Genomic DNA, 23,619 nt, shown 5'->3' with positions numbered 1-23,619 from the left:
ATGACTTTTTAATATCAAGTTAATTTATTTCTTATACAATCTACTTACCTACAACCTGTTTTCAACAATTAGAATTAAGGCATTATGGAACCAGCAATTTTCATTATCACCCTAGTCTGCGGCATGCTCGTTAGCCGAGTAGGACTTCCTCCGCTCATCGGATATTTAGCGGCCGGCTTCTTACTGTTTATCTTTGGTGTGCAAGATGAGAGCGTTCCATTATTGCAAGAGCTAGCTGACTTAGGAGTCATGCTATTACTATTCGCTATTGGCTTAAAACTCGATGTAAAAAGTCTGCTTAAATCTGAAGTCTGGGCCAGTTCCAGTCTTCACTTAGTCGGGTCTATTTTATTCTTTTTACCCATACTCAAGCTATTAGGTTTAGTCGGTTTAGATAGACTGATTGATCTTGAAATGAACCAGCTACTGTTGCTGAGTTTTGCGTTAAGTTTCTCCAGTACCGTATTTGCCGTTAAAGTCTTGGATGAGAATGGTGATGGTCAGGCACTTTATGGTCGCATCGCTATTGGTATCTTAATTATGCAAGATATCTTCGCAGTACTGTTCTTAACCATTTCTAAAGGTGAATTCCCCTCTGTTTATGCCTTAGGTTTATTGTTACTGCCCTTATTAAAGCCTGTGATTTATAAAGTGTTTGATCGAGTAGGTCATGGCGAAATGCTGATTTTGTTTGGCCTTGCTATGGCGCTAGTCATGGGCGCTTGGGTATTTGAAGCTGTGGGCTTAAAACCTGATTTAGGCGCCTTGATCATGGGAGTTTTACTCGCTGGTCATGCAAAGTCCTCTGAGCTTGCTAAATCGATTTATTACTTTAAAGAACTCTTCTTAGTCGCCTTCTTCTTAACCATTGGCTTAAATGGTTTACCGACAATTGAGGATGTTGGCTTAGCAGGCTTATTAGTGCTGTTAATGCCGTTTAAAGTGTTACTGTTTTTCTTCATTCTGACTCGCTTTAAACTGCGCGCACGTACCTCGTTGTTCGCCTCGTTTAACTTAGGTAACTACAGCGAATTCGGTTTGATTGTCGCCGCCGTTGCCGCGCAAAAAGGCTGGTTACCGGCAGAGTGGCTCATTATTTTAGCCGTCGCATTAAGTATCAGTTTCTTAATCGCTGCGCCATTAAATGCCAGTGTGAATCGCTTATATCAAAAATTCCACGACACCTTCACCACACTGGAAAGGCACCCACTTCATCCTGAAGATAGACAAATACCTGTGGGTAGCCCTCGCTTCTTAATTTTAGGGATGGGACGAATTGGTTCGGGGGCCTATGATGAGCTTCGTGGTAAGTACAGTGGTGAAATTTTAGGGATTGAACACAAGCAAGATTTAGTCGACTTCCACCGCCAAGAAGGCCGTAATGTCGTACAAGGCGATGCCAGCGATACCGACTTTTGGGAAAAGCTTGAACGTGCACCAAGCCTTGAACTAGTGCTACTGGCTATGCCGCATCATGTCGGTAATATGTTTGCGGTAGAGCAATTAAAAAAGCTCGAATATAAAGGTAAAATCAGCGCAATTGTGCAGTACTCTGAAGATGCACAATCACTTAAAGAGCAAGGTGTGAACAGTGTTTACAACTTGTATGAAGCAGCCGGCGCTGGTTTTGTTGATAACGTGATTCATGAGTTACTTGAGCCCTCATCTGATAATGATACTGAGGCCGATAAAGCCAGTGCGTCACCAGAAATAACTCAGACCTTGAGTAAACCTTAACAGCATAGTTAGCCATTCAATCAGCGTCTTATGATTTCATAAGGCGCTTTTTTATGCTTGAATCAAATCAGCGGTACTGTATTTATAGGAAGCACAAAATTAAATGAGGAATTATGGACATTAGCTGGCTAGCAATGAGTGTATTCATGCTGGTGCTTATCGCGCCACTGGCAATTAACCGCTACTTTCATTTACACCTTGGTAAAGATATTGCCGTTGCCGTACTGCGCATGACGGTGCAAATGGTATTAATTGGCCTTTATCTTAAATTCCTGTTCCACCTCGAAAGCCTTTGGGTAAACTTAATCTGGCTGTTGGTGATGTTATTGGTCGGTGCAAGCGCAATAATTAATAAAGCGAAACTCCCCAAATCGGCAATGATGCTGCCTGTTATCGGAGGCTTATTGCTAGGACTTGTGCCAATACTACTGATAATGATGTTATTTCTGTTTCAACCTACGCCAATTTATAGCACCCAATTTTTAATCCCGACTGCGGGCATGCTGCTGGGTAATAGCCTCAGTGGTAACATTATTGCGCTACAACGTTTATTTTCAGCCTTTGAAGAAAAGCAGCCGCAATATCATGGTGCATTGGCTTTAGGTGCGAGTCCCAAACAAGCGTCGGAGCCGTTTGTTCAACATGCTATGCAGCAATCATTTGCGCCTATTCTTGCTTCAATGACCACCACAGGACTGGTGAGTTTGCCTGGGATGATGACAGGTCAAATATTAGGTGGCGTTGATCCTATTATTGCCGTGAAATATCAAATCATTATTCTCATTGCTATCTTTGCCACCTTAACGATTTCAGTTGCCAGCGCAATTCAGTTAACCATTAATCAATTGCTAAACCACAGCGGAAAGTTGCGATTTAATGCTGCCGATCTTTAATGCTCATTGGATATAGTTCTGACTAAGCGACTAAGCGACTAAGCGACTAAGCGACTAAGCGACTAAGCGACTAAGCGACTAAGCGAAAAATAATAAGCATAAGAAGAGTGAGAATAATAACAAGACAAAAAAAGTGAGCCAAATGGCTCACTTTTAAGTTTGATAGCATCAGGGGAGTAATGCTATCGGTATCTAAATATAAGACTATTTTTTAGAGTAAGCAGCGGCTTGTTCACCCGCTAATCTACCGAAGGTAATGATGTCAGAGATTGCGTTACCACCTAAACGGTTAGCACCATGAACACCACCAGTGACTTCACCTGCGCCGTATAAACCTGGAATCACTTTCTTATCTTCAGATAGGATTTCAGCTTTATCATCAATCGATACACCGCCCATTGTATGGTGAACACCAGGGGTCACTTCAATAGCGTAGTAGTTACCTTCATTCAATGCACGCGGTAAGTTAGGACGTTCAAAGTCAGTATCTTTACCTGAAGCGACCAGTTTGTTGTACTGAGCAATCGATGCCGTTAAGGCTTTACCATCAATGCCAGCTACTTTACCTAGATTCTCAGGAGAGTCAGCTGATGGAACCACCCCAAGCTGGATATACTTATCAATTTTCTTCAGTGATTTACGCACTGAGTCATCAAAGATTAAGTAAGCTACTTTGCCGGTTTGATTAAGAATCGCCGCCGCTGCTTTATCACGAGTAGTGATTTCATTGACGAAGCGTTTACCTTCTTTGTTTACCAAAATTGCGCCGTTACCACGCACCGCTTCAGTTACCATCACGCCACCTTTAACCGATAAGGTTGGGTGAGCTTGAATGTACTTAACGTCAGTCATACCAGCACCAGCATTACCTGCAACATCAAGACCATCACCAGTTGCACCAGGTTGGTTAGTTGAAATAAAGCCTTTTAACTTAGGATCGTATTGAGAAACACGTTCGTTATTGCGACCAAAACCACCCGTTGCCATTACAACAGCATCCGCTTTAATCCAGTAGTAACCTGTGTATTGACCTTTAACCAGTAAACCTTCAACTTTACCAGCATCATCTTTGATGATTTCAACACCACGGGTATTCATGCGCATATCGACTTTACGCTCAAGGGCATTGTCGTAAAGCACTTGAATCACGTGAGCACCCACACCTGCACCACCTGTTGGGCGATGTGAACGGTTAGCAGATGCGCCACCCATACGGCCAACATCATTTAAATCAGCGCCCATTGCTGTCATCCAGTCAACAGAGCCTTTAGAGTGAGAAGTCAGTACTTCAACCAATTTAGGGTCGTTTAAGTCACGGCCACCTTTCATAGTGTCTTTGTACATAGACTCAACGCTATCTTTAATGTCTTTGGCTTTTTGTTGATCAGTCCAAGCTGCATTCATGCCGCCAGCTGCAAGTTTTGCGTTACCGCCAATCACAGGCTCTTTCTCAACTAAAATCACTTTAGCGCCTTTATCGCTTGCAGCCACTGCTGCAGAGAAACCTGCCCCGCCTGAACCTACAACCACAACATTCACTGTGTCACTAGGCGCTGCAGCTAATGCCGCTTTACGGTCTGCAGAATCTTTAGCTAGTTCAGCAATTGAAGGCTCGTAACGCTCCCATTTGCTGCCAAATGGCATATCGAAATCGAAGCTATGGCACGAATCACAATAGACCACTGATTTATCATGACCGCTATGACAAGTAGTACACGCTACATCGCCTGGGAAGTGAGATTCATGGGCATTGTAGTTTTCACGAGTATTGCTTTCAGCCACTTCTGCTAAGGTGCCATGACAAGAAACACATTGTTCATTTTCAAATGTCAGGCTGTCGTTTGATAGCTCGCCACTAGGTAAATGACAGCTTTCACATTCTTGATTTTCTGAGTGAAAATCTGCAAGATTATCAGCTGCAATTGCGCCGCCAACTAACCCTGCTGAACCGAGTAATGCAGCTAAAAGCGCTGCGCATCGTGTTAATTTCATGGTAACTCCTTAAATGTAGCCATGACGCTAATTCGTCACTCTCTGTCATGCCTTATTGGTCATCACATTTGCTACTGAATCTGATTTAACTTAATTTTCACGCTCAATGGCGCTTGGCTCAATCAAACAATTCAGACTCACTTCCAAAGTTAACAGCTGATCACATCTGTCATTTAAAGCTATGCAAAAGTGCATAGTCCAATTGACCACTATGCAATTTCGCATAGTTCTGAGTGATCATCTTCACAATCTCAGTTTGATTAATGGCGCCTATCATATTGGCCACTTTAGTCGCCTTACTGGCATAAGCTTTCTATCAAATTTACGCTCAATGCCACAGTTATGAAGATTATGATTTGCTAAAGTGCAAACTATATCTATCTGTTAGCCATTGAATTTATCTTGATGAAATATTGTCTCTGTTTATTGTTATTACTCAGTTTTCCTTTAACCGCGAAGGAAACGATCGTCTTTGGGGTGCACTCCACGACTGCCCCTTTAGAATGGCGAGATAATGGCGTTGATCAAGGCTTTCATGTAGAACTTATGGATCGCATTGGACAAATGCTAGATAGACCGATAATGGTACGCCGTAAAACCTTTCAACAACTCATGACCGACATGCACGATATTCATAGTCCAATTGATGTTGTGGCGGTAGTTAGCCCAACCAATGTAAGACGTGAGTTAAGCCAATCCGATCCTATTTATGCCACGCATGCCAAAGCGTATACCCTGCAGGGCAAAGATTACATCGACAATTGGTCTGATTTAGTAGGTAAAAGAGTCGCGATTAAAAGTGGTGCTTTTGTTGATGTGTTCTTAACTAATCAACCGCAAAATTTCACCCAAGTAAAAGTCGATTTATATGAAACAGGCTTTCAAAAGTTAATGACTAACGAAGTGGATGTGGTGCTGGCTGAAAACTTTGTCGCAAGACGGTTACAGCCTAAATACCCTTTGGTAAGAAGCTCAAGTGATGCATTGATTTTCGGCGCTTTCACATTTGTCAGTAACCCCTCTGATGCCGCTTTACTTCATGAAATAAATGATGCTTTAAGGCAGCTTAAAATTTCAGGGGAGTACGATAGATTAGTCAACAAATGGTTTGGCATGGGTCGTGAAAAATTCGATATTACTTCGACCCAAAGGAAAATGCTTATTCTATCTATCGTCATTTCGATAATTTCAGCCATAGGCATGTTGTATACCTTTTCAGTCAGCCGCCGCTTAAAGTTCCGCTCTGAAGCCCTTGCCCTTGAGCTGCAACAACGTGAAATTGCCGAGCAAAAAATTCGCTCTTTATCTCAGCAATTTCAGGCAGTACTTGATGGCATTCCCCACGGCATGACCATTTTTGATAAGAAAATGCAGTGCCTGTGGAGCAATGACAATAACCAACTACTAACCCATAGTCAGTTCCATTATGTCGATGGCGCTCCTTTTGTTTTAGCCACTGGTGTGAAATCGGTGATTGAATCTAAAAAGTCTCTTATCGCTGATATGAGATATTTAGCTCAATATTGGCAAGTACAAATTCACCCCATTGCAGAAGAACAAGTCGTTGTATTGCTAGAAGAAAATACCGAACAGCAACACCTTCGCCAAGCGAACGATGAGGCTAGCCGTCTTGCTTCGTTAGGAGAACTGTCAGCAGGGGTTGCCCACGAGATTAACAACCCAACTGGAATCATCATTCATTCAATTGCTCTGTTTGCCGAGGCGATGAAAGATTTGCGCCCTGCAGCAGATTATTACCAACAGCAAAACCCATTTTGGCTAGTGGCAGGGCTTGAGCCACAAGCCGCATTTGATGAAATCAATCACAGTACTGAAGTGGTTGAAGAAAGCGCCAAACGTATTTCACGGATTGTGAATGATTTAAAACGATATGCCTTGCCCAATCTTGCCTCCAATCATCAAGCGATTAGTTTAAATGAAGTGGTGCAAGTCGCTCAGCGCCTAACATCAAACCAACTAAAGCGTTACCAAGTGAGAATGGAACTAGCAGAACCGAGCCCGATGATTAACGGTGATGCCCAGCAATTACATCAAGTGATGATTAATCTGATCCAAAATGCCTGCCATGCGACACAACCCGGCGATGGTCAAATAACCATTAAAACTTATTCGAGTAAGTCAGCGGGCTACATTAGTGTCGAAGATAACGGCAGCGGAATGAACAAAGAAACCTTAAAGCGAATAACAGAGCCATTTTTTACCACGAGGCGATCCCATGGTGGCAGTGGCTTAGGCTTATCGGTTTGCAGCAGAATTTTAAAAGAGCACCATGGCCATATGAAGGTCACCTCAACCATCAATGAAGGCAGTTGCTTCACCTTAGTGTTTAGCTTGCTAACGCCAAACCAACCCAATAATGTTACAGAAGTAGCAAGGAGCTAAATCGTGAAACTCGCCCGTAATATTTTATTAGTTGATGATGAAGCGCCTTGGCTAAGAACATTAGCAGTAACCTTAAACCGTCTTGTGCCAGAGGCCGTGATTGATACTTGCGTTGATAGCCGCCAAGTGATGAACCGCTTAGAAGGAACGGATTATGCGTTAGTGCTATTAGACTTAACCATGCCATTTCATTCGGGTGAGGATTTGTTAGCGCAAATTCGCCTTGAGTACCCAAATACTCGAGTGATTATTGTTACGGGCGTAAATGAAGTCGATACCGCTGTTCGCTGCATCAAAAACGGCGCTTACAATTACTTTATTAAAACCGATGATGTAGCCGATTTAGCCCTAACTGTTCGCCGCGCTTTAGAAGTCGTTGGACTTGAACGTAACTATCACCGCATCAAAGAAAGCTTTTTAAGCAAAACTCTGGCTCAACCGAGCGCATTTAATAATATCCTCACATGCGAGCCTAATTTACTGGATCAATTCCGTTATTTAGAAGCTGTCGCATTTAGCCCAGAACCAATATTAATCTATGGTGAAAGCGGCACAGGTAAAGATGAGTTTGCCAAAAGCTGCCACCAGTTATGCTGTACCGACGCCCCTTTTGTGAATGTAAATTTGGCGGGGATCAGTGAAAGTGCCTTTGAATTACAACTATTTGGTAGACTAAGCCAAGAGCCTGGTAAATCCCAAGCTGGAGCCTTGCATACTGTGGGTAAAGGCTTGCTTTATTTGAACGAAATAGGCGATTTACCCTTATCTTCTCAAGCCAAATTACTGGATGTTCTGCAGCAAAAACAATACTACCCAATTGGCAGTGATCGCCCTTATCCAGTTAATTGCCGCATTATTACCTCAACTCAACACGATTTACTCGAACTGAATAAAAGCGGGCAATTCAGGCGCGACCTGCTGTATCGGTTACGAGCTCATAAAATCCATTTACCACCTTTAAGACAGCGTAAATTAGATATCGCGATGTTGATTAATCACTTTATATCGCTCGCCGCTGAAGAGATGAATTTAACGCCGCCCCAGCAACCCAGTGACTTAGCAATACAACTGCAAAGCTATGACTTTCCTGGTAATTTACACGAACTGAAAGGAATGGTGTTTGATGCAGTTAGCCGTAGTGATGGCATACAACTGAATATCTCGCCTTTTATGGAGGCAATCAACGAGCTCAAATCAACTGCACCTCATTCGAGTACTAGAATTATCTTCCCGCAAGTACTGCCGACTTTGGCTGATATGAGCCAAGCACTGATTGATGAAGCCATGAGCCGCACGGCAAATAACCAAACAGCTGCAGCGCAAATGCTGGGGATCAGTCAATCAGCATTGAGCCGACGCATCACCAAAAAAGACTGAATTTTTCAGAGTAAACAAGCTGACATATTCAAATTATGAATATGTCAGCTCACTTCAGCAATCACTAACATTGTTCGACAAACAGAATAATCAGCCTCCACTAATACCTCTTTTGTGGCACTTCACAACTTAAACAACATGAATTAACTCAAAAAATACTCACATTGATACTCAAATGAAATCAAAATAGTTAATCCTAGTTACACCTCCGACCAATCGTGATATAAATCACATATCTATCGCGCAATTAACTCACTTTCAGCTAAATTTAAAGTTAAGTAAGTCAGTACGATATAAGAAATTTAGTAAGCAACTAATATAAATAACCAATATAAGTCACTCAGATAAGTAACTAAGTACGTAGCTATTACGTAACTCGGCATTCTTTGGAACTGTAACTGTATGTCTAATCCTGCTCAAAAAGCCATGAAGTTGTTCGTGCAAACATTTGGCACTACGGCTGACGACCTGTATCAAGCACCAGGTCGCGTCAATATTATTGGCGAACACACGGATTATAACGAAGGATTCGTTTTACCCGCTGCAATCAATTTTCACACTGTTATCGCGGTTAAGGAACGTAGCGATAATACTTTCAGAGCTGTTACTGATGCTTTTCCAGGTCAAATTGAACAGTGGAAGTTTGGTGAAGAAAGATCAACCAAAGATCAAAGCAGCTGGGGCAAGTATTTAAAAGGATTTACCGCGTCAATGTTTCAATCAGGCCTTAAAGCTAAAGGCCTTGATCTCGCGATTGTAGGCAATGTGCCTTTAGGCGCTGGCATGTCATCTTCTGCTGCATTAGAAGTGGCATTTGGCACTGCAATTAGCTATGCCAGTCAACTGCACTTGTCTCCACTGGCAATTGCACAAATTGCTCAGCGCGGCGAACATCGTTTCGTCAAAACAGAATCAGGAATTATGGATCAAATCATTAGCGCCTTGGCAGAAGCCGATCACGCTTTATTGATTGACTGTTTAGAACTCGATAGTGAGCCTGTTTCGATCCCTGAAAACCTCAGCTTATTGATCGTTGATCCTAATATTGATCGCCAAAGCCTGATTGAACGTTTTGATAAGCGTAAGCAACAATGTGCTGAAATCAATGATTTATTGGCAGTCGAGTCTTTACGTGAAGTCAGTTTAGTACAACTAAACCGTGAAAAAGACGCCCTAGGTGATGAACTTTTTGCTCGTGCAAGACATGTGTTAAGTGAAAACCAACGCACAGTGAATGCAGCAAGAGCACTTGAGCAAAACGACATTACTCGCTTTAGTCAATTAATGGCACAATCTCACGAGTCGATGAAAACAGACTTTGATATTTCGACTGCAGAAATCGACATCTTAGTCAGCATTATCAAGCAGGTAATTGGCACCCGAGGCGGCGTTCGTATGAGTGATGGCTGTGTTGTGGCATTGATCGATCATGAACTTACTGATGCCGTGGTTAATGCCATTGAGGATAAATACCTTAAAGCGACGGCAATTGAAGCGATTATTTACTTATGCTCAGCCAGTAACGGTGCAGGAAGAATAGACTGAGCTTTGAGAGTTCCGGCTTTTAATACTCAATACAATTAACTTACTCTCATCAGGAAGAGACATTAATGATTCAAATCACAGCCCTTAAGCCATGGCAAGATCCACGCGGTGGTCAAATTGAACGGATTCGATTAGATAACGGCAAAGTGGCTGTTGAAGTATTAAGTCTTGGCGGCATTATCCGCAAATTATCCACCGCAGATAAGCACGGTGAACACCAAAATATCGTTTTAGGCTGTGATAGCGTTGCTGACTACCTTGCCCAGCAAGCTTATTTAGGCGCTATTGCTGGTCGATATTCTAATCGTATCGCTAACGGTAAAATGAGTTACCAAGGCACTGAATACCAATTAGATGTTAACCAAGCAACTAACTGCCTACACGGCGGCGCTGATGGCTTTCATTTAAAGCAGTGGCAAATGCAGCCCCTTGAAGATGGCGTTCGATTAACAGCGACTAGCCCTGACGGTGAAATGGGCTTTCCGGGTAATTGTGCGGTGCAGCTTGATTATCGTTTAGAGGGTAATAACTTACTGATTGAAATAGAAGCCACAGTTGATAAGGCCTGTCCAATTAGCTTAACCCAGCATAGCTATTTCAATTTAGAAGGCGCAAGCAGTAAAACGAATACTCAGCATCAGATCCAAGTGGAAGCGCCGCAGTATTTACCAATGAATGATGTCGGCGTACCTATAGCCATTAACTCAGTGACAGGCAGTGATTTAGACTTATCCCAAACAACCTCATTTTCTGTGCAAACTGAGCGCGGAGCATTAACCGCCACAAACGGTTTTGATCATTGCTATGTATTGCAAACTACTCCAGACAATCTCGTGCGATTTGGCTGCCTTTCAAGCCCATTAAGCGGTCGTACAATGACAATTTATACCAACCAACCTGGCGTACAAGTTTACGGTGCGAACTTTCTTGAAGGTGCTATAGGCTTTAATGGCGAAGTATATCAATCACATCAAGCAGTGTGTATTGAACCACAAATGCTACCAGACTCGCCTAATCAGCCAGCCTTGCTCGGCAACGCTTGGATACCTGCAGGCGGGACGTATCGCCACGTTAGTCGCTACGAGTTTGGTACATTATAGCGTTAGTGGAGCTTTAGCGTTGATTATCTAGGCTTAAGAACAAGATAAATTCGCAATAAAAATGGCGCTCCCAAATAGGTTAGCGCCATTTTTTATGCCTTATTAGCAAGTATTTATTGCTAGTTCTCAATAATAACCTTAGTCGTCATTATCGTCATTCATACTCGCTTCAAAGCCAGTATCTTCAAATTCCATATCGTCATCTGCGTCCAGGACATCATCCATGGGTTCGTCTGTCACCACTGGCGCTTTACTTTTTGTTACTGGCGCAGAGTCCGGCACCGAAGACAGTTCAATGTGCGCTTCATGCTTTGCCATAAACTCAGCTCTTGCTGCAAGCCACGCAACGTCATGCTCAGCTTTTGCCGTTTCTAGTTGTGCAGAATCAAGTTCGTGAAGGTTAACTTTAACGATATCTTCAACGTATTCACCAATGGTGTTTCTATTTACATTGAATAAATATATTCGTCCAGGTGACGCCTCTGGCAATTCATTATCATGAATAACAATAGAAGTGCCTCTCGATGTGCGAAGCTCACCAAACCAAACTTGTTTTTTTGCTGTGTTATACATATATGCTAACGCCCTTAAATCAACACATACCTTTGAAAATGCGCTATTTTCAAGCACACCGTTTAATTTATAAACCATACTGCTAACGCATGATTAATGGGGATAATTAATCAAAAAGTTCTCTAAAAATCAATCATTGTTTTATGAACTTTTTGATATTTTGAAGTTGATATGTCTTTTTTAAATCGAGCTTTTCAAGCTGACGTTCCAACACTCTATCGTTCAAAAAACAACCAAACATTTAAAATTCAAATTTAGTTGAAAAATTGCAGCCTTCAAGTCGATAATTCAAAAAATACTGTTTCAAAAATCGTCAATTGAGTGAATAAAAAAGATAATCATGCAAAATCATTATATTGGATAAAATGATGTCCAAATCAGTAGGGTATTTGATGACTAGTTATCAGCACAATTTGAACACTAAGCTAATCGACAATTTAATAATTAACTAGATAGATCACTTGATAACTTAGTCAATAGAGCATTTGATAATTGCCATAACGGATTAGGGCTAATCCGCTAGAACCAGGATAAGAATAGAGCTAAGAATTGGACTAAAACTAGGGGGAAATTAGCCCTAAATTAGTTTTAATACAATTTTACCTTGATGCTGCCCTGATTCCATATATTGATGAGCTGAAATAACATCTTTAAAAGCAAAGACTTTATCGACTTTAATATTCATTCTGCCACTATCCAATAAAGGCCATATATGCTGTTTTAGCCCTTTGGCGATTTCCGCTTTAGCTTCAATACTTTGTGGCCTTAGGGTTGAGCCCGTCCAGCGAATACGCTTGGCCATTAGCCTAAAAATATCCACTTCCGCTTTCATCCCTCGCTGCATCGCGACCGACACCATGCGCCCATCCATAGCGACCACTTTAAGGTTACGGTTAACGAAATCACCACCAGCAATATCAAATACAACATTAACGCCTTTACCTTCAGTGGCATCAAGTATTGGCTGCACAAAATCATGTTGATGATAATTAACAGCAAGTGTTGCCCCTTGCTCAAGACAATAGTGACACTTTTCATCGGAGCCCGAAGTCGCAAACACTTTTGCGCCTAGTGCACTGGCCATTTGAATCGCTGTTGTGCCAATACCACCAGATCCGCCATGAATAAGTACGCTTTCACCAGCGACTAACTCTGCTCTCACCACCATATTGCCCCAAACGGTAAAACAGGTTTCGGGTAAAGCTGCCGCTTGTTCAAAACTGTAACCTTTTGGGATCGGCAAACAATGACTAGCGTCTGTCACAACTTGTTCGGCATATCCTCCCCCAGGCACTAACGCACACACCTTATCGCCAATGCACCATTGAGTTACACCATCGGCCACCGCAATGATTTCACCAGCGACTTCTAAGCCTAGGATACTACTTGCTCCTTTGGGTGCAGGATAAGCTCCTTCTCGCTGTTTAAGATCTGGGCCATTTACCCCAGCAGCATGCACCTTTATCAACACCTGCCCTTGGATTAATGGCCCAAGTTCACTATGACTAAAAGACATCACCTCGGCACTTCCTGTTGTTTCGAATGTCACGTGTTTCATTTAAAAATCCTTTTTGAGGTGTCATTTATTGTTGAACTTGGCCTGCAATGACTGCAATTCTCATCAGCACTGTATTGAATAACTTGGATGCAAAGCCACCTAATTGGTAGATACTTTTGTATCTAGTTGGCATATAAAGGTAATAATAATTAAACTTTATCTTATATAGTGTCGATATAAGGTACTATATGTATCATTATGATTAATGTTGCCGAACAAATACTTTAAAAAAGCATTTTCATTATGGTCAGAAATTAACGCATCTATAGCGCTTTTAGCCAAACGACTAAGACTATCTGGAATTAATATCATTGTGAAAATGACACTAAAAACAGCATTAGCCAAAGTTCTATCCTATCGCACTGCATTATTGTTTTGCATTAGCTGCCTAACATCGTCTTCTATTTCTGCTAAGCCTTTACTCATTGCTTCCGACATTTGGTGCCCTTATGTCTGCGAAGGCCAAACAGGCTATGTCACAGAGTTGACCCAACGCGCGTTTGCCGAAATGGATCAACCCGTTCACTTTATCTCAGTCCCTTTTAATCGTGCATTAAAAGAGGTTCAACAAAGTCATATTGATGCCATATTAGCGATTACTCCAGAGCATGTTTCACAATATAACTTATTCACCGATGACATTATCATTGGGTACGCCAGCAAAGATTTTTACACAACTTCAGGTTTTGCTTGGAAATTTAGTCAGCTTGATGATTTAGACACGGTTCAAGTGGGAATAATTCGAGGCTATGACTATGGTGAAAAATTAAATGAAAAAATTGCTCATTCAAACCGATTCTATTTTGCTACTGGTAACCAACCACTATCGATGAACCTTAAACGCCTTATTAAAGGTCGTTTTCATATCATGATAGGCAATAAGATCGTTATTGAAGACACTGCTAAAAAAATGCAAATTGATGATAAAATTAAATATGCAGGTAGCTTTGGTAAACCACTGCCTTTATACGTTGGCTTTAGTCAAACAAATACCCAAGCGGCAAAAATGTTCGCTAACGGCTTACAAAAGCTAAAGCAAACTGGCGAATTTCAACAGATTTTGGATAAATACAACATAGAACAAACCGACGACACACCATTATGACAACATGATGGATTTTTAGTGCAGAAGCAACACTCAAGCTTAATTAGTCGAATAAGCTTACCAGCTTCAATAGTCAAATTTAAACCAATGTTTATTATCAATTTAATTTAAATATTGTTCAGTAAATCTTGCCATTTTATTTAGCTATTACTGATATTAACTGCAAATTTAACCTACCCCACCAAAAAAAGTTACAAAATGTGTACTTTTGACACATTTGTTATTCCTAAGTGTACAATCCCATTTCGGCCTAAAGCCTCTAATTCACTATTCATAAATAACTAAGCACAAGCCATTAAATACAAGTTACTAAGCATAATAGTCTTTCGTTAAAGTTAAACGTTGCGATTAACCCCATCGTACACAGCTATTTGCCCATCGCTTTAATAAAAATACAAAAATATGTGGCACTCATGGTGTAAATCAAGTGACCACTTTGGAGTAAGCATGAAATTTTATCCTCAGGCTATCGCGCTAGTATTGAGCCTACTGTGTTTACCTTGGGTAAATGCCTCCCCCATTGAGCAGACTAAAGGTGACTTCGAAGATAAGTTTCGTCAATTAGAAGAAAGCCATCCGACGCCCAATGATTATCGTAACGCTGCTGGTGAACCCGGCAAGGATTACTGGCAACAGCAAGTCGATTACAAAATCGATGTTGCGTTAGATGAAACTAAACGCCGCATTGCGGGTAGCGAAACGATTACTTACCATAACAATTCGCCTTATACCCTTAAATATTTATGGCTGCAGTTAGAGCAAAATCGTTTTAGTCCAGATTCTATTGCCGAGCGCAGCAGTACTTTTTCAGGGCTTGGCAATAACGCCAGCGCCTCAGCAAAAGCCCAAGACAAAGCCCCAGCTAAAATCAATTTATCTACCCTACGTCGTCAGCAGTTTATGCAAGATGTCGAACTAGGTTATCAGTTATCTAATATCACTGACGCTAAAGGTAAAGCACTTAAATACGTTATTAATGGCGCGCAAATGCGCATTGATTTACCTCAACCGCTTAAGCCAAATCAAACCACTAAAGTGAACATTGATTTCGCCTTTAATATCTTGGAAGAAGACGCTGTAGGCGCACGTTCAGGTTATGAGCATTTTCCTGATGATAAACGAAAAGGCGGCAACGATATTTTCCTGTTAGCCCAGTGGTTCCCTCGAGTATCTTCCTACTCAGATTATGAAGCTTGGCATAATAAGGAGTTTTTAGGTCGCGGTGAATTCACCTTAGAATTTGGTAATTACGATGTAAAAATGACCGTACCAACAGACCATATTGTTGCTGCAACGGGTGTATTACAAAACCCGAAAAAGGTATTGAGCAAAACTCAGCGCAAGCGCTTAGAAGAAGCAAAAGACGCCAAACGCCCAATATTTATTGTCTCGACTAACGAGGCATTAAAAAATGAGTCAAGCACGCAATCAGGCCAAAAAACCTGGCATTTTAAAGCCGAAAATGTGCGTGACTTTGCTTGGGCTTCATCGCGTAAATTTATTTGGGATGCCAAAGGTTACCAGCAAGGCGGCGACACGATGCCAGAAGTCATGGCAATGTCTTTTTATCCAAAAGAAGGTGGCGAACTTTGGGAGAAATACTCCACTGAATCTGTTATCCATACCATGGAAGTCTATTCACGCTTTACCTTTGACTATCCATATCCATCGGCCATCAGTGTAAATGGCCCAGTGGGTGGCATGGAATACCCAATGATAAGCTTTAATGGCCCACGAACCATTTGGCATGAAGATGGCACCCGCAGTTATACATTATCTGAGAAGCAATTCTTAATAGGAGTGGTCATTCACGAAGTGGGTCATAACTACTTCCCGATGATTGTGAACTCTGATGAACGTCAGTGGGCGTGGATGGATGAAGGTCTTAACAGCTTTTTAGACGGCGTTGCTAGTAAAGAGTGGGATCCTGATTTAGCTTGGGGGCGTGAACCCAGTGATATCATCGAGTACATGAAGTCCAACGTGCAAGTGCCTATTATGACGCAATCAGATAGCATTCTGAAATACGGCCCTAACGCCTACACTAAGCCTGCTGCAGCGCTCAATATTCTGCGTGAAGTGGTATTAGGTCGTGAGCTTTTCGACTTTGCTTTTCAAGAGTATTCACGTCGCTGGGAAAATAAACGCCCAACGCCTTATGACTTTTTCCGCACCATGGAAGAAGCCTCAGGCGTAGATTTAGATTGGTTTTTCCGTGGCTGGTTTTACACCACAGATCATGTTGATATCAGCATAGATAAAGTCTACCAACTACGTTTAGACACCAAAGATCCTGACATCGACTTTGATCGTTTACGCCAAGAAGAAGCCGATAAGCCAATCTCGTTATTCGTTGAGAAAAACCAACAGGCAGGCATGAAACCTTGGGTTGATTTAAATGGTGATTTAGCTGATTTTCATGATGAAAACGATCGCTTTACTGTCACCAATAAAGAACGTAATAAATACCAGTCAACCCTCGCCAAACTTAAGCCATGGGAACGTAAAGCCTTAGCCAGAGCACTAGAAGAAGACAAGAACTATTATGTTATGAATTTCTCAAATCTAGGTGGTCTAGTGATGCCAATATTACTGGAAATGACCTTCGCTGATGGCTCAACTGAAAAACTCACGTTGCCTGCAGAAATCTGGCGCCGTTCACCGAAGGAAGTGAGTAAATTGATTGTCACTGAAAAGTCACAGCAATTGGTCTCTGTTGAGGTCGATCCAAGTTGGGAAACTGCCGATGTAGATATCGAAAATAACCATTATCCACGTCGTATCATTCCATCACGTATTGAGGCTTATAAGAGCGAAAAACGTAAAGGTAAACATCGCCGTGATGTGATGCATGATATCAACACCGAAGTGAAAGAACCTGAAGCTAAGGAATATAAAAAATAATGTCACCACTTATCAAAGTAATTACTTTTTTGTTAGTTATTGCCGCCGTGAGCATGAGTGATAATAGTTGGGCGCATCAGCAAAAAGAGAGCTATAGCAATGTGCTGTTTAATGAGCGCACTGGTAACTTAGAAGTGCAACACCGTTTTTACTTACACGATGCTGAGCATGCCGCTAAACGCCTTTTCGATAGCCATGCCGATTTATTAAAAGAGCCTGTGAGCCGTGAAGCTTTTGCTTATTATGTGCAAGGTAAATTCCATATCGCTGATGATAACCAACAAGTGATTGAACTTAATTTTGTTGGCACTGAGGTAGAAGGTAAGTATTTATGGGTCTATCAAGAGACTCAAATTAATCATCAAACTATGAGCAGTTTCTACATCAAAATGGAAAGCTTACAAGACCTTTGGCCTAGCCAACTTAACTACATCAATGTTGAACGAGAAAAGCAGGTGAAGTCATTAAGATTAGAGGCTGGTGATGCTTGGCAGCATTTAACCCTAAGCCAATAAATCTAAGGCGTTAAATTTAAGCCATTAGATGTGAGCCAACATATCTGATATTTGATATTGAACGCTAAAAGAGACCTAAGGGTCTCTTTTTTTTGCTGGTTACACGCCAGTTTGTTATCGACGACCACCTCGCCTAGCGCACATTTACTTTCACAAATTGATCTAGCTCAAAAACAGTGTAACTTTTGTTAATTTTTTGTTGTTTTACATTATTAGGTTGGCACACTGAATGGTGTAACAAACAGAAACCAACCTTGATACTACCTATGCTTTGATAAGAGAACATTTATCTAAGCCTTTGTCATTATTCATATTCACAGGAGGTGGAATGAGCGGATTAGTCAAGTTATTACAATCTATGCTCGGCAGTTTTCGAGATTTAGTTCCCATCATTTTGGTGGTCAGTTTCTTTGAAATTTTTATCCTGCAACAAGCCCCTGCTAACCTGTTTTCTATTCTTGTCGGCGTCGTTTTTATTGTCTTAGGGTTAACCTTTTTTGTATTCGGTTTAGAGATGGGTCTTTTCCCTATTGGCGAGTCCTTGGCCCATGCACTTGCCCGTAAAGGTAGTACCTTCTGGTTAGTGGTTTTCTCGTTTGCTTTAGGCTTTGGCACAACATTAGCCGAGCCCGCTTTAACTGCCGTCGCAGCGGAAGCCGCTGAAGTGGCCGCCGAAGGTGGCGCTATCGCGGCAACAGAGCAAGCCATGGACAGTTATGCCATGGGACTGCGACTAACTGTTGCTGTATCTGTGGGTCTAGCCATATTGCTCGGGGTTATCCGCATCGTTAAAGGTTGGCCAATTCATTATTTGATCATTGGCGGCTATGTCATTGTGATGGTGCTAACAAGCTTTGCCCCTGAAAATATTATCGGTATTGCCTATGACTCTGGTGGTGTAACAACCTCCACGATTACCGTGCCCTTAGTCACCGCTTTAGGTGTCGGTTTAGCCACCGTCATTAAAGGTCGAAACCCCATGTTAGATGGATTTGGATTAATTGCTTTTGCAAGCTTAACCCCTGTCATCTTCGTTTTACTCTACGGCATGGTGTTATAACAATGAAAAATCTTATTTCGCTCATAAGTGTCAATCAGACCTCTCGGGAGGTTATCAATGGCGTGGATTAGTCAGTTGTTCGATACCTTGTTACTCACTATGCGTGATGTTATCCCAATTGCGACCATCTTATTTGGCTTTCAATTAGGCGTACTAAAACGCCCTATCGCTAACTGGAAAACGGTAGTGCTAGGTTTTGTATACGTGATTTTAGGATTAAGTTTTTTCTTGGTTGGTTTAGAGTTAGCCCTGTTTCCTATTGGTGAAAACCTCGCGAATCAGCTGACCTCACCCAGTATTTTACATCCTGATGGTTCTGCTGGCCCTTACCTGTGGCATGACTATTTATGGGTTTATGTATTTGCTGCAGCCATTGGTTTTAGTACCACCATTGCCGAGCCCTCCTTAATTGCTGTAGCAATCAAAGCTAACGAAGTGTCAGGTGGCACTATTAGCACACAAGGCCTGCGAATTTCGGTGGCCATTGGTGTCGCATTTGGTATCTCACTGGGATGCTTTCGAATTGTAGTCGGTGACCCAATTCATTATTACATCATGGCAGGTTATGTGGTGGTAGTGATCCAAACCTTCTTTGCACCTAAATCAATTATCCCGCTTGCTTATGATTCTGGCGGTGTAACCACATCAACAGTTACTGTGCCGTTAGTTGCTGCTTTAGGCCTGGGCTTAGCCTCTAATGTTGAAGGACGAAACCCATTAATTGATGGCTTTGGACTGATTGCCTTTGCCAGTTTATTCCCGATTATCGCTGTAATGACTTACGCCCAAATAGTGGCGTGGTTAGAGAAACGAAGCAATCAAGCCAGCGAGGAAGAACCGGCAACTGAGCCATCAATGATTAATGCTCAAAACCCAGTATCAAACCTTGAATCTATCTCAAAAAATAGAAACTAATCGATCCGTTAAGGAGTAAACCATGCGATTTAAGCTAATTATCGCGTTTGTAGATGATGTAACCACAGACACAGTACTGGATGCTGCCAGAGAAGCAGGTGCGACTGGTGCAACCGTTATTAACCACGCTAGAGGTGAAGGACTAAAGAAAAAGAAAACCTTCATGGGCTTAGGATTAGATGTACAAAGAGATGTGATTTTATGGTTGGTAGAAGAGCATATGAGCCGCCATATTTTAGAAACCATTTGCGAAGTGGGTGGATTCAATACCAACCCAGGTCAGGGTATTGCCATTCAAATTGATGTTGAAGATGCCGTAGGTGTTGCACATCAAGTCGAAAAACTCACTAATGATATTAAGGATCAAATATGAAGCCGTCGACGCCCATTAAAAACCGTGATGTATTAATGAATCAATATGCCATGATTGACGGCATGTTAACGATCAGCGAAGCCATTGCCATAGCCGTTGAAAAAGACGTGTCTATTCTAGTGGTCAATAAGCGTCATGATCATGATGAATACGGCATGTTATTACTTAGTGATATCGCCAGAAAAGTACTAGCCACTAACAAATCACCTGAGCGAGTAAATGTGTATGAAATTATGATAAAGCCGGTGATGTCTGTGAGTGCTGATATGGACATCCGCTATACGGCGAGGCTATTTGATCAATTCCAAATCAATAAAGCGCCGGTGGTCGAAAATAGCAACATCATAGGTTTTGTTACCTACGATGATATTGTGATAAAAGGCATGGTAAGCCAGTAAGTCAACTCGGTTATCACAGCAAGCGATAAGCAAGACCTATTAGCCAAAGCGCCAATAAAAAAGCCTTGATGCATTTGCAATCAAGGCTTTAATTTATCGGCGGTTAAGTATTTAACCTGGCATTACTGACCGATGAAATGCTGGTCTTTAAGCCAATCTAAATACTCAGGCACTGCTTGTTCAACCGTTTTGAAGACATGGTCGCAACCTACTGAACGCAAAAGAGTTAAATCAGCTTGGGTATAACTTTGATACGCACCCTTTAATTTATCAGGGAAAGGAATGTATTCAATTTCGCCTTTACCATGGTACTGAATAACGGCATTTGCTACATCATTAAAGCTTTGTGCTTCACCTGTTCCGCAGTTAAACACGCCAGACACTGACTTGTTCTGCCATAACCAAATGTTCACTTTAACCACGTCTTCAACAAACACGAAATCACGTAGTTGCTGACCATCTTCATAGCCATCAACACCGGCAAATAAACGACACACGCCGTTCGCTTTGATTTGATTATTGAAGTGGAAGGCAACACTTGCCATGCCGCCTTTATGCTGCTCTCTTGGGCCGTAAACGTTAAAGTAACGAAGACCTGCAACTTGGGCATTAGTGTCTTGTTGACGGACGTATTGGTCAAACAAGAACTTAGAGTAAGCATACACATTTAGCGGTTTTTCAACTTCGCGCTTCTCAACAAAAGTGTCACTGCCACCGTACACAGATGCCGATGATGCATAAATAAATTGCACATCATTTGCTTGGCTATAATGCAGTAATACTTTTGAGTATTCATAGTTATTTTGCATCATAAACTTGCCATCCCACTCAGTGGTCGATGAACATGCTCCTTGATGGAAAATCACTTCTAATTTACCGTCAAACTCACCCGCTTTAATGCTGGCTAAAAAGGCATCTTTATCTAAGTAATCAGCGATTTCGCAATCTGCTAAGTTAAACATTTGCGTGCCATCAGTGAGATCATCAACTGCGATGATATCTGTACGGCCCATTTCATTAAGTGACTTAACTAAATTACTACCAATAAATCCTGCAGCGCCTGTAACCACGATCATAAGCTCAATTCCTGTGTATTGGCGTGAACATACATCACGCTTAAACCAAATCTTGTTTTGTTAGCCTTAACTTAACGGCTAACGTCTGAATAAAATGAATCTAGAAACTCTGCAGCCTCTGTAGCTGCTTTGTCAAAATCAACTAACGCCATATTGCGGCCCGTTCTTTTTCCAACTGGCGGTGTATAAGATAAACGGCGATCATCCGCTGATAACGATTGCCAACGAATATGCGGTGCAGAGCGTCTGCCTGCATAAAACCCTAACGTCGGCACATTATGCAGACCTGCTAAATGCAAAGGCCCGGTTGAGCCCGCGATAAACATATCAGCAGCCACTAATGACTCAGCAAATTCGCTCAAGCTAGATAATGGTTTGGCTTTTTCAACCTTAATGCCTTTTCCAGACAAGATAGCCACCATTTCATCGGCAAGCACTTCTTCTTGGCCGCTGTAAGTGACCACAAACCGACAATCTAACGCAGTACGCTGATTGATATCAATAAGCATATTCGAAAATGACTCAACAGGCACTCCACCCGACGAGCCACCTGTACCAGGATGAGCGAAAATCAATTTTTCTTCACCCTGTTTATTGTAATAGTCTTGCCACTTGTGTTTTTTATTACTCATATCCCAAAAAGGTCGTTTCACTTCTGGAATAGGGTAATCGTGCTCTTTTAAAAAGTGCTCAACAACATTACAGCCTCTTCGCCAAACAGAAATGCCATCTTGATATTGTGCGTTAGTTCTGTGTTTATAGAGATATTGGTACCAATTTAGCGTGGGAACCAGTACATAAGGAATTTGAGCGGGTTTAAGTAGCTTATAAACGCGGTATTGTGACAAGGAAACAATAGCAGCATCATAGTTCTGTTCTTTAATCAGCTTTGCAATAGCCGCATCATCACCTGTATCAATTAAGACGTTATCAACATGAGGGCAAGCTTGTGCAAAGCTTTTAACGACGGGTGCAACAAATACGTCAATCGTAGCATCAGGCATCGCTTGCCTGAGCATACTCAGCGCTGGCCACTTGGTAGTGAAGTCACCAATTTTATCATGGCGAACATACAGAATTTTTTTCATTTACACAGACCCTAAAGCTCAGTTCTAACCAATTAAAGCAACACACGAACAAAAAGCCATTTTATACCAAGTAAAAGCAGTAAACACCCAAGAGGTGTAAAACTTGTTAGCTTGAAATAAAAAAATCCCTGTGTAACAGGGATTCATTTTAACTGACACCGTAGTGCCTTACTAGCCACAACAAGATTGTCGCCCAAGTAAGAACTAAGTTATTGCATTAGTTGTTGATACGTTTTGCTTTGTATAGGCTTTTTAAGAAACCATAAAATTTCATAACGAATACAGTCAATAACATAGGCACACCAATCAATATCAGCTCTTTGACAAACGGTAAGATAAACCGCATATATGACGGAATATCGGGTTTCTCACCATTGCCATGTGAGTAGCCTTGCAGATTAATTTGTTCTGCCCACGGCGTCAGTTCCAGTAATATCAACATCAGACTAATAACCACTGAAATAGCCAAGGCCACGGTTAACCTTGGCTTTAAACGGTAATTTAAATGCTTCATGCTAGCGTCTCCTTAGTCGTCATTCGTTTAGTGAATTTAATAATCCAACTCCAATGCAACGCTAAATGCACACCCAACATCGGCATAATCAACGTGGCAGAGTCATGGTGTATTTTCGACCAAAAATCTTGTATTTCAAGCGGAATCCCAAGGAAAGGAAATATCGCCTCTGAGACTAAAAAACCGCTAACAAATACCAGCAGCATCATCAAATAAATCAGGTAACTCCAAACGATATTAAAGCGTTCTTTTATCGTTACTTTTGAGCATAAACGCTTAAAACTCGATTTAGCCCAATCCCAATGCAAAAGTAGATGGATCATAAATGGGATAATCAACACCACACTAAACCATTCATGTAATGGTAAGCCTGTGGCTTGAGGTGCTGACACTAACATGAAACCGATGAGAAATATCACATCCATGACATAGCGCGTCTTTTGTAAGTTTTGTTTCCAATCTGACATTATATGGATAACCTTGTCGTTGTTAT

Annotated in this window: 20 protein-coding genes; 13 read left to right on the top strand and 7 right to left on the bottom strand. The window is 41.6% G+C overall.

Annotation, left to right across the window (positions count from 1 at the left end; genetic code table 11):
- Positions 1-84: 84 nt before the first annotated feature.
- Positions 85-1,737: a cation:proton antiporter family protein gene (locus K5Q58_RS11790; protein WP_220754128.1), complete on the top strand. Its 1,653-nt coding sequence runs from the start codon at positions 85-87 to the stop codon at positions 1,735-1,737.
- A 113-nt stretch (positions 1,738-1,850) separates the two neighbouring features.
- On the top strand, positions 1,851-2,630 hold the full coding sequence (locus K5Q58_RS11785) for an ABC transporter permease (RefSeq protein ID WP_220754127.1): 780 nt from the start codon (positions 1,851-1,853) through the stop codon (positions 2,628-2,630).
- A gap of 204 nt (positions 2,631-2,834) precedes the next feature.
- On the opposite strand, the gene K5Q58_RS11780 is transcribed toward K5Q58_RS11785, so the two are convergent.
- The gene (locus K5Q58_RS11780) at positions 2,835-4,622 is read right to left on the bottom strand and encodes a flavocytochrome c (protein WP_220754126.1); all 1,788 of its coding nucleotides are present in this window, start codon (positions 4,620-4,622) and stop codon (positions 2,835-2,837) included.
- 405 nt (positions 4,623-5,027) lie between these two features.
- On the opposite strand from K5Q58_RS11780, the gene K5Q58_RS11775 reads away from it, so the two are divergent.
- From K5Q58_RS11775 to K5Q58_RS11760, 4 genes are all read left to right on the top strand, one after another.
- Complete coding sequence (locus K5Q58_RS11775; RefSeq protein ID WP_220754125.1) at positions 5,028-7,025, top strand: ATP-binding protein; 1,998 nt, start codon at positions 5,028-5,030, stop codon at positions 7,023-7,025.
- A 3-nt stretch (positions 7,026-7,028) separates the two neighbouring features.
- Positions 7,029-8,402, top strand: coding sequence for a sigma-54 dependent transcriptional regulator (locus K5Q58_RS11770; protein WP_220754124.1), 1,374 nt, complete (start codon positions 7,029-7,031; stop codon positions 8,400-8,402).
- Between the two features lie 402 nt (positions 8,403-8,804).
- Positions 8,805-9,947 (top strand): galactokinase, encoded by a 1,143-nt coding sequence (galK, locus tag K5Q58_RS11765; RefSeq protein WP_220754123.1) that lies wholly within the window; start codon positions 8,805-8,807, stop codon positions 9,945-9,947.
- A 65-nt stretch (positions 9,948-10,012) separates the two neighbouring features.
- Positions 10,013-11,047 carry an aldose epimerase family protein gene (locus K5Q58_RS11760; RefSeq protein WP_220754122.1) on the top strand — a complete coding sequence of 345 codons (1,035 nt, stop codon included), beginning with the start codon at positions 10,013-10,015 and terminating at the stop codon, positions 11,045-11,047.
- Positions 11,048-11,185: 138 nt separating this feature from the next.
- On the opposite strand, the gene K5Q58_RS11755 is transcribed toward K5Q58_RS11760, so the two are convergent.
- Both K5Q58_RS11755 and K5Q58_RS11750 read right to left on the bottom strand, forming a co-directional pair.
- Positions 11,186-11,620: a hypothetical protein gene (locus K5Q58_RS11755; RefSeq protein ID WP_220754121.1), complete on the bottom strand. Its 435-nt coding sequence runs from the start codon at positions 11,618-11,620 to the stop codon at positions 11,186-11,188.
- Between the two features lie 577 nt (positions 11,621-12,197).
- Positions 12,198-13,178, bottom strand: a complete 981-nt coding sequence (locus K5Q58_RS11750) for an NAD(P)H-quinone oxidoreductase (RefSeq protein WP_220754120.1) — start codon at positions 13,176-13,178, stop codon at positions 12,198-12,200.
- 319 nt (positions 13,179-13,497) lie between these two features.
- On the opposite strand from K5Q58_RS11750, the gene K5Q58_RS11745 reads away from it, so the two are divergent.
- The 7 genes from K5Q58_RS11745 (at position 13,498) to K5Q58_RS11715 (ending at position 20,448) form a co-directional block, all read left to right on the top strand.
- A complete protein-coding gene (locus K5Q58_RS11745; protein WP_259651328.1) occupies positions 13,498-14,283 on the top strand; it encodes an ABC transporter substrate-binding protein in 786 nt (261 codons plus the stop codon).
- A 447-nt stretch (positions 14,284-14,730) separates the two neighbouring features.
- Complete coding sequence (locus K5Q58_RS11740) at positions 14,731-17,187, top strand: M1 family metallopeptidase (RefSeq protein ID WP_220754118.1); 2,457 nt, start codon at positions 14,731-14,733, stop codon at positions 17,185-17,187.
- Positions 17,187-17,702, top strand: a complete 516-nt coding sequence (locus tag K5Q58_RS11735; protein WP_220754117.1) for a DUF6702 family protein — start codon at positions 17,187-17,189, stop codon at positions 17,700-17,702. Before K5Q58_RS11740 ends, K5Q58_RS11735 begins: the two co-directional genes overlap by 1 nt.
- A 328-nt stretch (positions 17,703-18,030) precedes the next feature.
- Entirely contained in the window at positions 18,031-18,762 is a 732-nt protein-coding gene (locus K5Q58_RS11730) for a DUF1538 domain-containing protein (protein ID WP_220754116.1), read from the top strand.
- A gap of 57 nt (positions 18,763-18,819) precedes the next feature.
- The gene (locus tag K5Q58_RS11725; protein ID WP_220754115.1) at positions 18,820-19,677 is read left to right on the top strand and encodes a DUF1538 domain-containing protein; all 858 of its coding nucleotides are present in this window, start codon (positions 18,820-18,822) and stop codon (positions 19,675-19,677) included.
- Positions 19,678-19,699: 22 nt separating this feature from the next.
- Positions 19,700-20,050, top strand: a complete 351-nt coding sequence (locus K5Q58_RS11720) for a P-II family nitrogen regulator (RefSeq protein ID WP_220754114.1) — start codon at positions 19,700-19,702, stop codon at positions 20,048-20,050.
- Positions 20,047-20,448 (top strand): CBS domain-containing protein, encoded by a 402-nt coding sequence (locus K5Q58_RS11715; RefSeq protein ID WP_220754113.1) that lies wholly within the window; start codon positions 20,047-20,049, stop codon positions 20,446-20,448. Before K5Q58_RS11720 ends, K5Q58_RS11715 begins: the two co-directional genes overlap by 4 nt.
- Positions 20,449-20,570: 122 nt before the next feature.
- On the opposite strand, the gene rfaD is transcribed toward K5Q58_RS11715, so the two are convergent.
- From rfaD to K5Q58_RS11695, 4 genes are all read right to left on the bottom strand, one after another.
- On the bottom strand, positions 20,571-21,524 hold the full coding sequence (rfaD, locus tag K5Q58_RS11710) for an ADP-glyceromanno-heptose 6-epimerase (RefSeq protein ID WP_220754112.1): 954 nt from the start codon (positions 21,522-21,524) through the stop codon (positions 20,571-20,573).
- A gap of 71 nt (positions 21,525-21,595) precedes the next feature.
- On the bottom strand, positions 21,596-22,612 hold the full coding sequence (locus K5Q58_RS11705) for a glycosyltransferase family 9 protein (RefSeq protein WP_220754111.1): 1,017 nt from the start codon (positions 22,610-22,612) through the stop codon (positions 21,596-21,598).
- Positions 22,613-22,829: 217 nt separating this feature from the next.
- Positions 22,830-23,126 carry a hypothetical protein gene (locus tag K5Q58_RS11700; protein WP_220754110.1) on the bottom strand — a complete coding sequence of 99 codons (297 nt, stop codon included), beginning with the start codon at positions 23,124-23,126 and terminating at the stop codon, positions 22,830-22,832.
- Positions 23,123-23,593 carry a DUF4405 domain-containing protein gene (locus K5Q58_RS11695; RefSeq protein WP_220754109.1) on the bottom strand — a complete coding sequence of 157 codons (471 nt, stop codon included), beginning with the start codon at positions 23,591-23,593 and terminating at the stop codon, positions 23,123-23,125. Before K5Q58_RS11695 ends, K5Q58_RS11700 begins: the two co-directional genes overlap by 4 nt.
- Positions 23,594-23,619: the final 26 nt, after the last annotated feature.

It is taken from the genome of Shewanella sp. KT0246 (assembly GCF_019654955.1).
Classification (GTDB): domain Bacteria; phylum Pseudomonadota; class Gammaproteobacteria; order Enterobacterales; family Shewanellaceae; genus Shewanella; species Shewanella goraebulensis.
Note: the sequence above shows the minus strand (reverse complement) of the source record. Positions and strands in the feature narration are given on the sequence as shown.